This window comes from Micromonospora sp. CPCC 205558 (assembly GCF_036902955.1).
Classification (GTDB): Bacteria; Actinomycetota; Actinomycetes; order Mycobacteriales; family Micromonosporaceae; genus Micromonospora.
Map to the genome: position 1 here is coordinate 258175 of NZ_JBAKHR010000006.1, position 12590 is coordinate 270764.

Consider the following 12590-nt stretch of genomic DNA (forward strand, 5'->3'; position numbering starts at 1 on the left):
ACCGACCGGGGGCCGTCGTGGTTCTCAGCGAGGCGCGCCCACCGGGGACGGCAACAGCTGCACGTCGGCGAGGTCGACGTACATGATCCGGTGGCCGAACTGGATCTGCGCGTAGCGGTTCTTGCCGCGAATCACCGTCCAGTCGCCGGGCGAGGAGCCGTCGAACGTGCTGGCCCGGTAGTACTCGCCGGCCAGCACCGCGCCGACGGCGTACCGCTGCCCGGCGGCCAGGGTGTACTGCAGGGGCGAGATGGTCTGGTAGGGCACCCCGTCCGGGTACGCCGCCTGCTCCGGGTACGCCCGTCCGTACACCGGGATGGTGGCCCGTCCGGGCTTCGGCGTGGCCACCACACCGACGGTCCAGCTGGCGGTCGGCGCGGACGCCGGGTTGTGGAACCAGGCCCGCTGCCCGAGGTACCAGATCGCCGTCCAGTCGCCCTGCCGCCCGGCCAGCGCGTACGTCTGCCCGGCGGATGCCCGGGCACCGTGGTCCGACACGGCCATCGTGTTCGGGGTGCCGTTCGGGCGCAGTGCGATGTCGTTGACCAGCGGCGCGTCAGCGGACGGTGCGCTCCGCAGCACCACCGCCGAGGAGCCGCGCGGCGCGCACGGCACGCCCGCGGTGACGCAGCCGGTGAACGCCGGCTGGTTGGTGGCGTAGTCCGGGTCGATCCGGACGAGCCCGGTGGCCGGCGTGCCGGTGTCCAGTCGAGGTGCGTGCAGCAGGTCGAAGTAGTGCGTCCAGTCCCAGTACGGCCCCGGGTCCCAGTGCATTCCGGGCACGGTCGCGGCGGTGGTGCCGGGCACGTTGTCGTGCCCGATGATGTGCTGGCGGTCCAGTGGGATGCCCAGCCGCAGCGCCAGATGCCGGACCAGCTTCGCCGAGGTCCGGTACATCGCCTCGGTGTACCAGGTCCCCTGCGCCGCGAAGCCCTCGTGTTCCAGCCCGATCGACTTCGCGTTCACGTACCAGTTGCCGGCGTGCCAGCCGACGTCCTTGGTCAACACATGCTGGGCGATGTGCCCGTCGACCGAGCGCAGCGAGTAGTGCCAGCTCACGTAGGTCGGATCCTGGACGAGTTGCAGGGTCGTCGCCCAACTCGCCTCGGTGTCGTGGATGACGATGTATTCGATTTTCTGCCGGGCGGGCCGGTCGGAGAGGTCGTGGTTGCCGTAGTCCCCGTCGCCGAACGCTTCGTAGGGGGCCGGGATCCACTCGCAGGAGATGGTGCGCGGGCACTCCACCCCGTCCGGGCGGGCCAGCCGGCGCAGGCCCAGACGGTCCAACCAGGAACGTTCGGGTCGCACCGCGCGGGCCGGCAGGGTGATCCGCTGGCCGTCGTCGGTCATCCGGGACGCGCCCGCGCCGATGGTGGTGAAGACCTCGTCGGCGAAGGCGGCGGCGGCGTCGGCGCTGTCCGCGCCGGAGTAGCGGGCCACCGCGCCGTACCAGGCAGCCGGGTCGGTGTCCGCGCCCACCGGAGCGCCCAACTCCCGTTGGTACGCGCTCAGCAGCGCGGCCCCACCCCGGATGTTGAGGCCGGCGTCGGTGCGTAGCGCCTCGGGGGCGACGCCGGTCAGCGTGGCGGCGGCGTCCACGGTCTGCAACGCGGTGGTGGACGGCGCTGGGGCCTCGACCGGCCGGGGCGCGGGGACCCGGGCGGGACGGGAGTCGTCGCCGCGTGGGTCCTCGGCTCCGGCGTCGTGGTGACCGCGCCCGGGTAGGGCGGCCACGTGCCGCGCATCGGTCAGGTGCATCGGGCCGTAGCCGCCACTGGTGCTCGGTGTGCCGGCGTTGGCGTCCCAGCGCGACTCCAGGTAGGAGACGCCGAGCAACACGACCGTCGGCACGCCGTACTCGGTGGCTGCGGCGGCGTACTGCTGCTGGCGGTCGGTGGTTGGCGCGGCGGCGGCCGGGCCGGCGGAGAATGGCACCGTGGTCGCTGCGGCGACCACGGTGGCGGCGAGCAGTGCGCGCCAGCCGGCGGACAGGGTTGAATGGTGCATCGAACCCCCTAGATTCTCGCGGAGTGAGGTCAGGTCACCATCGCGCCGCCCGGCAGGCCAGGTCAATACCTTTCTATCTATCGAAGCGTGCGGAAAGAATTCTTCACACACGGTCGGTGACCTCGCCCAATCGGTACGGAGTGTCACGGCCGAACGGGTTGCGGATCGGTAACAAGCGTCTCTACTCTGGTCATTCGTCGGCCCGACAGCAGCTCCGCCCAACCCGGGCGGTAACGGACCGACACCGCCGAGTCGTTTCCGAGCGAACCGGGGACCCAGGTCCCTCGGGGTGAATCCGCAGCCACTGCGGTAGGGCGCCGACTTCCCGCCCGAACCCGTCAGCTAACCCGGTAGGCGGTCAGGAAGAAGGAGTACGGAACCCCGGTGGCACTCCATGCCCCGCGGCCGTCGTCCGAGCGGTCGGCATCAGCCGGCCCTGCGTCGATCGTGCCGCGCCCACGCTGGTCCCGCTTCACCACCGCACTCGCCGCGCTGGCCGGCATCGCCGTCGTCCTGACCGGCAGTGCCACGGCGGCCCACGCCGACCCGTCCGTCGCCGAGATCGAGCGCCAGATCGACGCCGACTGGAACAAGCTCGAACCGATCATCGAACGGCACAACGCCACCCGCGCCGACCTCGCCGCGAAGCGCAAGCAGGCCGACGCGCTGGCCGCCCGGATCGCCCCGCTGGAGCGTCAGGTCGACGCCGCGTTGGACAAGGTCGGCGCCCTGGCCGCACGTGCCTACATGGGTGAGAACGTCTCGACCGTCAACGCCGTACTGGGCAGCCGGTCGCCCAGCGAGGTGGTCGGCCAGCTCGAAATCCTCGACCGCTTCGCGCACAACCAGCAGAAGGACGTACGCCAGGTGGCCGACCTGCGCGACCAGCTGGCCGCGCAGAAGGCGCCGCTCGACGAGATGGTGTCCCAGCTGGCCCGCACCGAAGCTCAGTTGGCGGCGAAGAAGAAGCAGATCAACGAAGAGATCGACCGCCTGCAGAAGCTGCGCCTCAAGGTGTACGGCAACGGCGGCGGCGGCCCGCTGCGCCCGGCGCCCTGCCCGGGTAGCTACCCCGGCGGCGCCGCAGGTACCGCGGTCAAGTTCGCCTGCGCGCAGATCGGCAAGCCCTACGTGTGGGGTGCCGAGGGCCCGAACTCGTACGACTGCTCCGGGCTGATGCTGGCCGCCTGGGCGAAGGCCGGCGTGTCCCTGCCGCACAACGCCGCCGCGCAGAGCCGGGTCACGAAGAACGTCAGCAGGGGCGACCTGCGCCCCGGCGACCTGGTCTTCTACTACAGCGACATCCACCACGTCGGCATGTACGTCGGCGGCGGCTGGGTGGTGCACGCCTCGCAGGCCGGTCAACCGGTCAAGATGAAGAAGGTCGACGACGGCCCGATCCACAGCTACGGCCGCCCAGGCTGACCCTTGGATGACCGAAGGGCCCGTCGCGATCCGTCGCGGCGGGCCCTCGTCGTCTCGGTCCTAGCGGCTGAACCTCAGCGGGTGGGCCAGGTGCGCCAGTGCTGCCAGGCGCGGCTGGGTGTCGGCCCCCGCTGGCCCTGGTAGCGCGAGCCGTAGACCACCGAGCCGTACGGGTGCTCGGCCGGCGAGGAGAGCCGGAAGATGCAGAGCTGGCCGATCTTCATGCCCGGCCACAGGGTGATCGGCAGGTTCGCCACGTTCGAGAGTTCCAGCGTCACGTGACCCGAGAAGCCCGGGTCGATGAAACCCGCGGTGGAGTGCGTGAGCAGCCCGAGCCGGCCCAGGGAGCTCTTGCCCTCCAGCCGGCCGGCGAGCTGGTCGCCCAGCGAGATGACCTCCAGTGTCGAGGCGAGGACGAACTCCCCCGGGTGCAGCACGAACGGCTCGCCGTCGGGGACCTCGACCACCGAGGTCAGGTCGTCCTGCTGCATGGCGGGATCGATGTGGGTGTAGAGGTGGTTGTTGAAGACCCGGAACAGCCGGTCGAGTCGGACGTCGATGCTGGACGGTTGGACCAGGGTGGGCTCGAACGGCTCCAGGCCCAGCGTGCCGGCCTTGATCTCGGAGACCAGGTCGCGGTCGGAGAGCAGCATCGGACCACCATAGCCGCGTCGCCAAAAGTGGCCGGATTCGGTGCCGGTGACCAGCGCGTCGAGGTCGCTGCTCGTACATTTGTTCGATAGAATGCCCACATGGCTTCCTGGTCCGAATTCGCCGCCGACGAGCCCCGACTCGCCGACGGGATCCGCGTTCTCCTCCAGCAGTACGGGCCGGGCTTCGGCTATCTGGCCACGGTCCGCGCCGACGGCGGGCCCCGCGTCCATCCGGTCTCCCCGGTCATCACCACCGAGGGGCTGTTCTGCTTCATCATCGACTCGCCCAAGCGCCGTGACCTCGAACGGGACGGCCGCTACGCGCTGCACTCGTTCCCCGCTGAGGAGAGCGACGACGAGGCGTACGTGGCGGGGCGGGCCCGTCCGGTGACCGATCCGGTCCGGGTGGCGCAGCTGGCGCAGAGCGCCCGGGCCGAGCCGCAGGTCGACTGGCGGCTCTTCGAGTTCACCATCGACGTGGCGATGCTCACCCGACGTGAGCAGCACATTGCTGGGGTGCCGGGGCTCGCGCCGGGTCGGCCGGCCGTGCGGGTCTGGCTCGACCCAAACTCCCCGTCGGCGGTGGCCGCCCCACTGGCCGTCCCGCCGGCGCGCCCGACCCGCCTCAGCCGTGACGTCCAGTGCACGGCCGCCTGACCGCAGGCCGGAAGATCATCGGTGCCGGCTCCGTCGTCACGGAGCCGGCACCGGGCGTACGCGTCGCCCGGCCCGGCGTTCCGCCGCCTCGCCCGGCCCGGCGTGCCCCCACCTCACCCCGCCTGGTCCGGCCCGGCCCGACGTGTCCCCATCCCTACCCTCACCCGGCCCGGCGTTCCGCCGCTCCGCATGATCAACTCGGTTTGGGTGAAACCGCGGTGTCCCGGCGCTTCGGACGCCCCGACTTTCAGGAAGTCGAGTGGATCAACCCGGGTCGCCCCGAGCCGTGCGGTATGCGGACACCTCCAGTCGGCGGGGGTACCTGGGTGCACGGGCACGACGACTCGGGTACAGTGGTGCCGCTTGCGGGTGTAGTTCAATGGCAGAACATCAGCTTCCCAAGCTGACAGTGCGGGTTCGATTCCCGTCACCCGCTCCACCGTGAGGCCCCAGCTCAGGACTTGTTCCCTGGCTGGGGCCTCATTCGTTGCTATCACTTCTTGCGCTTACCGTGTCCGATCCTGACTCTTCTTGATCTGCGAGCTGAGCGCGTCGGCGATCTGCTCGTCCTGTTCGCGGGCGGTGTGCTGGTAGATCATCGCGGCGCGAGTCGAGGCGTGACCCATCCGCGCCATCAGGTCGGCGAGACTCGCCCCGGTCCGCGAGGCGAGGGTGTTGCCGGTTTGCCGCAGGCCGTGAAAGTGGAAGCCAGGCAAGCGAGCAGACCACCGCCCGACCCGCCAGCGTCCGAACCTGCGTCAAGGCCGGCCGGGCGGCGGCCCGCTCCCTAGGAGGGCGGGTCGATGGCGTACGGGATGGCTGAGTGGCTCCCGTGGAATGCCAAATATGACGAGAAATCCCTAGTGCAGATACGGTTATTCCGTGGGTCGACAATCAGCCCCTTTTGCGACGGACGGTGGAAAAGAGGGCTAGCTCCGGTTCGTCCCAAAAGGCCGGCGTCGGGGAGCGTGGTACCACGACGCGGGCCCTGACGGCACCTTCGCGATGACCTCATCGAAGGTCAAGACCGGGCCGCGGTGCATCTCCACAGTCGGCCGCCCGGTCGATTAGCGGGATCCCGCATGTCGTTAGACTATCGAGATGGGAAAAGTCGCTCAGCTATCCGAGTACTCCGACGACGAGGGCAACAGCATTGCCTGCGAGGGGATAATCGGCGGGAATATTTCCATCACTTTCAAGGGCCGCAACAACCGGATTGTGGCCCCTAAAGGCGTGCGCGTCGAGTACCTTAACGTGAACTTCGACTGCGACAACGGGACGCTGATCCTGGGTGCCAACACGAAGGTCGGCGGGATCAAGGCGGCCATCCGCATCGGACAAGACGCCACCGTGAAATTCGGTGACAACATCAACATGACCGGCCATTGCATGATCACAGCCGTGGAGGGGTGCACCGTCTCCTTCGGGAATGACGTGATGATTGCACAGGAAAATCAGTTCCGCTCCGACGACGCCCATCCCATCTTCGACGTTACGACGGGGAAGCGGATCAACGCCGCACGCGATGTAACGATCGGAAACCATGTTTGGTTCGCCAATGGAGCGGTCGCACTGGCCGGTGCGCGAGTCGGCGACGGCTCCGTGATCGGATTCCGCAGCCTGGTTACCGGAAAGATCCCCAACAACTGCATTGCGGTTGGCTCGCCGGCCAGGGTGACCCGCCGCAACATCGCATGGGAGCGGCCGCACCTGTCACTTGTTCCGCCTTTCTACAAGCCCGACGCCTCGACCGTTGAGAAGTCCGCCTATTGGGCGCTCACTGAGGACGATAAACCAGATGTAAGGAAACTGACCCTGGTGCGACGATTGAAGGACGCAACCATGGCGTTCATGCGCTGACTCCACATGAAGTCCTTGAGGGCATTCCCATCCCCGGGGGGTGCCCGCAAGTTTTAATCAACCCCGCATCGTTCGCGGGCGCCAGATCCCAGGGACCAACGTGCACGAGCCGCCTGGAAGGTCCCTCGCAGAGCTTGGCCGAGTCGCTCGTGCTTCAGCGACCAGGGGGCAGCAGGCCCGGGAGACGCGACTCAACCCGATTCCCATGCTGACAGTGCGGGTTCGATTCCCGTCACCCGCTCTACCGCGAAAACCCTGGCCAGGACGACAGCCCCGGTCGGGGCCTTGGATGTTGCGGCGGCCTGCATCCCCGGACGGGGAGATCCGCCCACGGACCGCGTTTCAGCGTCAGGCCGAGGCCGCCTGGAGACCCGTACCAGCTGCTGGGGGTGGGGCGCCCAACGGGAACTCGCAGACGGTGCGCCACGGGCTGACGTCCGGCGTGCCGGCGATCAGCCGCACCCGGTCGACGGCCGCGTTGATCGGCAGGTGCGCGGCCACGGTTTTCGCTGCGTGGCTCAGCACGGGCTTGTCGGCGTCATGACCGATGGTCAGGTGCGGCACCACATCGCTGTGCGCCCCGGCGTACGGAGGTGCCTCGGGAAACCGTTGCCACACTGCCCGGGTGAGGTCACGGAAAGGGCGATCTGGCTGCGGCGCGAGCCAGAGGACCGCGTCGCCGAACCAGTCGACGTGCGTCAGTGCGACGTCGAACCGAGGTATCCCGGCAATGGTTTCACGCAGCACGGCCAAGGTCTGCTCGTCGATCTGCTGCGGGGACAGGAACGGGTAGAGGACGGTCACGTGCGCTGGCACGCCCCACGAGGCGGCCCGGTCGAGCGATGCCCGAAAGCGGCCCACCGCCTGCTCGGCCTCGGGTATCGGCACGATGAGCGCTGTCTGCGTCGGTTCCATCCCCGTAGTTTCCGTCCATGGCCAGGCGCCGATCTACCGGGTTTCGCGCCCTCGGCACCTGGCTGACGGCCCCTATCGGTAGTCGGCGAAGATCCGACGCTCCACGCCGTCGACGGTGACCGGGCCGCCGTGGGGAAGGATCCACTGTGGTTTGGTGTGGCCGAATGGGACGCCGACACAGACGACCGCCTCGGGGTTGTAGCGGGTCACCACGTCGACGACCGTGTCGCGCTGCTGTTCGCGTAGCCGCGCGCGATCTTCGGCGGCGGGTCGACGGGTGTGGTCGGAGACCGGCGGACGGGCGACCAGGACCGCGTCGACGGCGCTGAGGAGACCGCGTTCACCCAGTGATCGGACGATCCAGCCGACCTCACGGGCGGGGAGAAGCTCCTCCGACGTCTCGATGATCAGCACCCCACCCCGCAGGGCCTCCGGGGGAAACGGGAACCGTCCCGCCGTCAGGATCCACTGGATGACCTCCAGGCAGCCACCCCAGGTGCGGCCGGTGACCGCTCGGGACGGCCCGTACCAGCTCCACGGCTCCGTCGATTCGCGTTCTCCGAAGGATTTCAACGCCTGCGGGTCCGCCCAGTCGATGCCGATGTCCTCGGATTCACCCGGGTCGGTGATCTCCAGCCGCTCCCCGGTGAGTAACGCCGCTCGCAGCGACCGGACGTGGATGTCGTCGACGGCTGGCCCGGGGCCAAGGTGCACCTGGGAGGATCCGCCGTAGAAGCTGGCGATGCCGAGGCCCCAGAGCCAGTGGTGCAGGTTGGTGTTGTCGCTGGTGCCGAGGAATGGCTTCGGATCGGCTCGGGCCAGGTCGGCGTCCAGGTGGGGGATGACGGTGATCTGGTCCTCGCCGCCGATGACGGCGAGAATGCCGCGTACCTGGGGATCCGCGAATGCGGCGTTGATGTCCGCCGCCCGCGCTGCCGCGCTCGCGCCCACCTGGCGGGTGGTGGGGTATTCCACCGGAACGAGGCCGGTCAGGTCGGCAAGCCGTCGCATGGCCTGCTCGTGAATCCCGGGATAGGCGCCGGCCGCGGCGAACGAGGGCGAGAGGACCGCGAGGTGGTCCCCGGGGCGGGCCTTGCGGGGGTGAACAAGCTCATGCTCCATGTCGAGATCCAACAGGTGCGCGAACCGGTGCGCATCTCATTTAGGGATCGACGGTGGTGGTTCCGGCTGGACGTCGGCACCGGCTAGTGTCCGGCGTGGAGGTGGTCCGTGTTCACCGAAGCTTTTCCGATCGTGACGACACCTGACCTGCCACGACTGATCGCGTTCTACCAGGATGTGGTCGGCTTCGAGCTGACCTACCGGTTCCCGGACGAGGGCGCCCCGGAGTTCGTCGCGCTGCGACTTGGCAGCAGCGAGCTCGGCCTGGCCGCCAACCCGGAGGCTGGTGGGCCGGCCGACTCGCACCGCTGGGAGCTGTGTGTCTACGCCGATGACTGCGACGCAGCTGTGGGCGCGCTGCGTACGGGTGGAGCGACGGTCACCGAGGAACCGGTCGACCAGCCCTGGGGTGAGCGGTCCGCCCGGGTCACCGACCCCGACGGCAACCGGCTGCTGGTGCTGACCCGCCTCTGAGAAGGCGCAGATCTTGGACAGTTTCCGTTCAGGCGTAACGGAAACTGTCCAAGATCTCGGTGGCGGGGTCGCTCAGAGCGCGCGTCATCGTCTCCAGAACAGGAGATGGGTGATTCCGCTGGGGCTGGGCACCGACTCGAGGTGGAAGCGGTCGAGCAGTTCGTCAGGGCTGTCCCACAAACGCTCGCCCCGGTGAAGGTCGACGGGCGCGACGGCGAAGTGCATCGTGTCGACCAGGTCGGCCGCGAGGAACTCGCGGATCGTCGCCACACCGCCCCCGAGGCGTACGTCCCGGCCGGCGGCTGCCTGCCTTGCCTGGGCCAGCGCCTCGGCCGGGCTGGCGTTGAGGAAGTGGAACGTGGTGTCGGCCAGGGTGAACGACGGGCGCACGTGGTGGGTGAGCACGAAGACCGGCGTGTGGAACGGCGGGTTGTCCCCCCACCAGCCCTGCCAGTCATGGTTCTCCCAGGGGCCACGCTGGGGGCCGAACTTGTTGCGACCCATGATCTCCGCTCCGATGTTGCACTCGGCGTCGCGGGTCAGGTAGTCGTCCAGGCCACGCGTGCCGCCCGGCTCGGTGCGGTACACGAAACTGGCGGTGGCGGCACGCCAGGAGAAGAGCGGGGTGGGATCCGCGTGGCCGAACGGCCGTTCCAGGCTCTGCCCCTCTCCGGTCCCGAACCCGTCACGCGAAACGTTGAAGCACTGCACCCGCAACAGTTGCGGCATGGTGTCTCCTCCTTCCTTCGACGGGCCGTGATTCAGTTCGCGGTTACCGTCGGGCCGCCTCCGCGGCCCCGGTCGTCGAGCACGAGCGGGGCGCGACCACGCACCGCGTACCGGATGTGGGTCACCTGGGGGGTGGTGAGGACGCGGGTCGACGTCAGCTCGATCCCCTCCCGGTCGCCGAGGTCGAGGTCCGCGTCGAAGAGCCGCAGGCCGGTGCCGAGCACGACCGGTACGACGTGCAACTCCAACTCGTCGAGCAGACCGGCCTTGAGCACCTGCCGCACCAGGCTGCCGCCCCCGGCCACCGCGACATCCTTGCCACCGGCCACGGCGCGCGCCTGCTTGACGGCGCTGGCCACGCCATCGGTGACGTAGGTGAAGCTGGTGCCTCCCTCCTTCAGCAGCCGCTGGCGGGGGCGGTGGGTGACGACGAAGACAGGTGCGCGGAACGGCGGCTCCTCACCCCAGGGGATCTCACCCCCGTCGGCCATCCGGCGGCCCATCACGTACGCGCCGGCCGCGCCGAACGACTCGGCTATCACCTCGGAGTTGGTGTCCTGCTCCCCGCCGGCGAAGCCCTGCCGCTCGCGCCAGGCCGCCGCTTCGGTCGCCCACCGGGTGACCCGGAAGAATTTCGCGCTCTCCGTCGAGCCCATCCAGTCGCCGTTGCCGTCGAACTGTGGGCCGGCGTAGAAGCCGTCCACCGATACCGACAGTTGTGCGGTCACCTTGGTCATCGCGCTCTGGTCCTCTCGTCGGGCGACACCCCGCCTGGGTGCCGCTCCCCGAGGAGTCGGAGCCGAACGCGATGTCCCTACCGGGAAGAAGTGTGACGCGTGCCACTATCGGGCTTGGTCAGGTGCCACGTCCCGGCGTGTTCCGGGTCGCGTGACCAGCGCATGCGGGGCTTCTCCTCCGGGCGGGGCCGCCAGTCCCGGTACGGCGCGAGGGCCACTCGCCAGGCGATCACAGCGAAGACGTAGATGCCCGGGCCGACCAGCCAGAGCAGCGCGTCGCGCCGCCGATAGGAGGCGTACGGAGCGAGCCACGCGGTCGCCGCCATCGGCACCGCGACCGCGCTGAGGTCGGCCATCGGCCCGTGGCCGAACCGGGACTCGACCAGCTCGCGGAGGACGAGGGACGGAACGACCACCCCGACCAGCAACGCCACCGTGCGGATCATGCGGAACCGGCGATCCGCAGATACGCGGGCAGTGGCCGGTTCGGTAGTCATCCCCGGAGAGTACGGGCTGGCCGCAGCGGTGGGGCGCGGATGTTCGGCCCGACTAGGGTGGCGATCATGCGGATTGGCATCGTGATCCTGCCGGACCAGCGGTGGGCGGAGTCGCAGCGTCGCTGGCGGCAGGTCGACGAGTGGGGCTTCGACCACGCCTGGACGTACGACCACCTGGGTTGGCGTGACCTGGTCGACGGCCCGTGGTTCGACTCGATGTCCACGTTGACCGCCGCCGCCACGGTGACCTCGCGGATTCGACTGGGCACCCTGGTGGCGTCGCCGAACTTCCGGCACCCGGCCGCGTTCGCCCGGCAGATCACCACGGTGGACGACGTCTCCGCCGGCCGGCTGCTGCTCGGCCTTGGCGCGGGTGGCATCGGCTTCGACTCGGCGGTGCTGGGTGGTGAGACGCTGCCACCGCGTCAGCGGGTCGACCGGTTCGCCGAGTTCACCGAGTTGTTGGATCTGATCCTGCGGGAGGACGGCACCACCTGGCGTGGCGACTGGTTCGCCGCGGTGGATGCCCGCAACAACCCTGGCTGCGTGCAGCAGCCCCGGGTGCCGTTCGTGGTGGCCGCCAACGGGCCACGGTCGATGCGGTTGGTGGCCCGCTTCGGCCAGGGGTGGGTGACCACCGGCACCGGTGACGACAACGACCTGGCGGGTTGGTGGGCCAGCGTGTCGGCGCTGTCCGCGCGGATGGACCGGACCTTGGACGAGGCCGGCCGCGACCCGGCCAGCCTGGACCGCTACCTGTCGCTGGACGCGGCGCCGGTCTTCTCGCTCAGCAGCGCACAGTTCTTCGCCGACCAGGTCGGCCGGGCCGCCGAGCTGGGCTTCACCGACGTGGTGACGCACTGGCCCCGGGCCAGCAGTTGGTACGCCGGTGACGAGGCCATCCTGGTGGACGTGGCGACGCGGTTGCTGCCACAACTACGCGGCTGAAACCGCCACGCCCGTCCGTGTCCGGCCCGGCCGGGCCGCCGCGCCCGCGCCAGACCGGCTGAAGCCGCCGGAGTCGCCCGCGCCCGCCCGGCTGAGGCCGCCGGACTCGCCCGCGCCCGGCCGCTGGGTCAGGGGCCGAGATCGCCGCTGGCCACCCCGCCGTCGCCGCCGGAGACCAGCCGGAAGCGGAGGCAGACGATCGGGGTGTCGCCGTCGACCGGCGTGCCGAGCCGCGCCCAGTAGGCCGAGTGCCCGGCCCGCCACTCCTCGATCGACCGGTCGCCCTCGCCCTCGGCGTGGGCGAAGTCCCAGGGCACGTCGGCGAAGCGGACCACCTCGACTCCGGTGATCTCCACGACGCCGGCCAGGGCGTTGTCGTCGTCGATCAGGGCCAGGCGTTCGCCGACGTGCTCCAACTCCTCGCCCTCTTCCGCGTACTCGGCGAGTCGGCCGGCCGTCGCGGTCTTCACACCGGCCAGCACCAGGGTGTTGAGGGTTGCCCGCAGCTCGCCAGGGGTGCCGAGGGCGAGGGCGCGCAGTTCACCGATCCGAGGCCACATCCTGCC

General features: G+C 69.7%; 14 protein-coding genes, 1 tRNA gene and 1 riboswitch. Of the genes, 6 read left to right on the forward strand and 9 right to left on the reverse strand.

Annotation, left to right across the window (positions count from 1 at the left end; all coding sequences use genetic code 11):
• Positions 1 to 24: 24 nt before the first annotated feature.
• Positions 25 to 2007 (reverse strand): N-acetylmuramoyl-L-alanine amidase, encoded by a 1983-nt coding sequence (locus V6U86_RS08535; RefSeq protein ID WP_334500478.1) that lies wholly within the window; start codon positions 2005 to 2007, stop codon positions 25 to 27.
• A 235-nt stretch (positions 2008 to 2242) separates the two neighbouring features.
• Positions 2243 to 2378, forward strand: a riboswitch (cyclic di-AMP (ydaO/yuaA leader).
• Positions 2379 to 2454: 76 nt separating this feature from the next.
• On the opposite strand from V6U86_RS08535, the gene V6U86_RS08540 reads away from it, so the two are divergent.
• Positions 2455 to 3432: a C40 family peptidase gene (locus V6U86_RS08540; RefSeq protein ID WP_334500481.1), complete on the forward strand. Its 978-nt coding sequence runs from the start codon at positions 2455 to 2457 to the stop codon at positions 3430 to 3432.
• 74 nt (positions 3433 to 3506) lie between these two features.
• On the opposite strand, the gene dcd is transcribed toward V6U86_RS08540, so the two are convergent.
• Positions 3507 to 4085, reverse strand: coding sequence for a dCTP deaminase (dcd, locus tag V6U86_RS08545; RefSeq protein ID WP_089018323.1), 579 nt, complete (start codon positions 4083 to 4085; stop codon positions 3507 to 3509).
• Positions 4086 to 4184: 99 nt separating this feature from the next.
• Here dcd and V6U86_RS08550 point away from each other — a divergent pair, with 99 nt between their 5' ends.
• Both V6U86_RS08550 and V6U86_RS08555 read left to right on the forward strand, forming a co-directional pair.
• Entirely contained in the window at positions 4185 to 4742 is a 558-nt protein-coding gene (locus V6U86_RS08550; RefSeq protein WP_334500485.1) for a pyridoxamine 5'-phosphate oxidase family protein, read from the forward strand.
• A 365-nt stretch (positions 4743 to 5107) separates the two neighbouring features.
• Positions 5108 to 5181, forward strand: a tRNA-Gly gene (locus V6U86_RS08555).
• Between the two features lie 67 nt (positions 5182 to 5248).
• Here V6U86_RS08555 and V6U86_RS08560 read toward each other — a convergent pair.
• Positions 5249 to 5458 carry a hypothetical protein gene (locus V6U86_RS08560; protein WP_334500488.1) on the reverse strand — a complete coding sequence of 70 codons (210 nt, stop codon included), beginning with the start codon at positions 5456 to 5458 and terminating at the stop codon, positions 5249 to 5251.
• A 385-nt stretch (positions 5459 to 5843) separates the two neighbouring features.
• Here V6U86_RS08560 and V6U86_RS08565 point away from each other — a divergent pair, with 385 nt between their 5' ends.
• The gene (locus V6U86_RS08565) at positions 5844 to 6602 is read left to right on the forward strand and encodes an acyltransferase (protein WP_334500491.1); all 759 of its coding nucleotides are present in this window, start codon (positions 5844 to 5846) and stop codon (positions 6600 to 6602) included.
• A 348-nt stretch (positions 6603 to 6950) separates the two neighbouring features.
• Here the strand turns inward: V6U86_RS08565 and V6U86_RS08570 are convergent, their stop codons facing one another.
• Both V6U86_RS08570 and V6U86_RS08575 read right to left on the reverse strand, forming a co-directional pair.
• Complete coding sequence (locus V6U86_RS08570; protein WP_334500494.1) at positions 6951 to 7517, reverse strand: 2'-5' RNA ligase family protein; 567 nt, start codon at positions 7515 to 7517, stop codon at positions 6951 to 6953.
• A 72-nt stretch (positions 7518 to 7589) separates the two neighbouring features.
• Positions 7590 to 8528, reverse strand: coding sequence for an LD-carboxypeptidase (locus V6U86_RS08575; protein ID WP_334500824.1), 939 nt, complete (start codon positions 8526 to 8528; stop codon positions 7590 to 7592).
• Positions 8529 to 8771: 243 nt separating this feature from the next.
• Between V6U86_RS08575 and V6U86_RS08580 the strand changes: the two genes are divergently transcribed.
• Entirely contained in the window at positions 8772 to 9113 is a 342-nt protein-coding gene (locus V6U86_RS08580) for a VOC family protein (RefSeq protein WP_334500497.1), read from the forward strand.
• An 84-nt stretch (positions 9114 to 9197) separates the two neighbouring features.
• Here the strand turns inward: V6U86_RS08580 and V6U86_RS08585 are convergent, their stop codons facing one another.
• The 3 genes from V6U86_RS08585 to V6U86_RS08595 form a co-directional block, all read right to left on the reverse strand.
• On the reverse strand, positions 9198 to 9842 hold the full coding sequence (locus V6U86_RS08585) for a dihydrofolate reductase family protein (protein WP_334500499.1): 645 nt from the start codon (positions 9840 to 9842) through the stop codon (positions 9198 to 9200).
• A 32-nt stretch (positions 9843 to 9874) separates the two neighbouring features.
• Positions 9875 to 10579, reverse strand: a complete 705-nt coding sequence (locus V6U86_RS08590) for a dihydrofolate reductase family protein (protein ID WP_334500502.1) — start codon at positions 10577 to 10579, stop codon at positions 9875 to 9877.
• Between the two features lie 77 nt (positions 10580 to 10656).
• Positions 10657 to 11076, reverse strand: a complete 420-nt coding sequence (locus V6U86_RS08595) for a hypothetical protein (RefSeq protein ID WP_334500505.1) — start codon at positions 11074 to 11076, stop codon at positions 10657 to 10659.
• 39 nt (positions 11077 to 11115) lie between these two features.
• Between V6U86_RS08595 and V6U86_RS08600 the strand changes: the two genes are divergently transcribed.
• Positions 11116 to 12024, forward strand: a complete 909-nt coding sequence (locus V6U86_RS08600) for an LLM class flavin-dependent oxidoreductase (protein WP_334500507.1) — start codon at positions 11116 to 11118, stop codon at positions 12022 to 12024.
• Between the two features lie 128 nt (positions 12025 to 12152).
• Here V6U86_RS08600 and V6U86_RS08605 read toward each other — a convergent pair whose 3' ends face one another.
• Positions 12153 to 12584: an ASCH domain-containing protein gene (locus V6U86_RS08605; RefSeq protein ID WP_334500509.1), complete on the reverse strand. Its 432-nt coding sequence runs from the start codon at positions 12582 to 12584 to the stop codon at positions 12153 to 12155.
• Positions 12585 to 12590 lie beyond the last annotated feature (6 nt).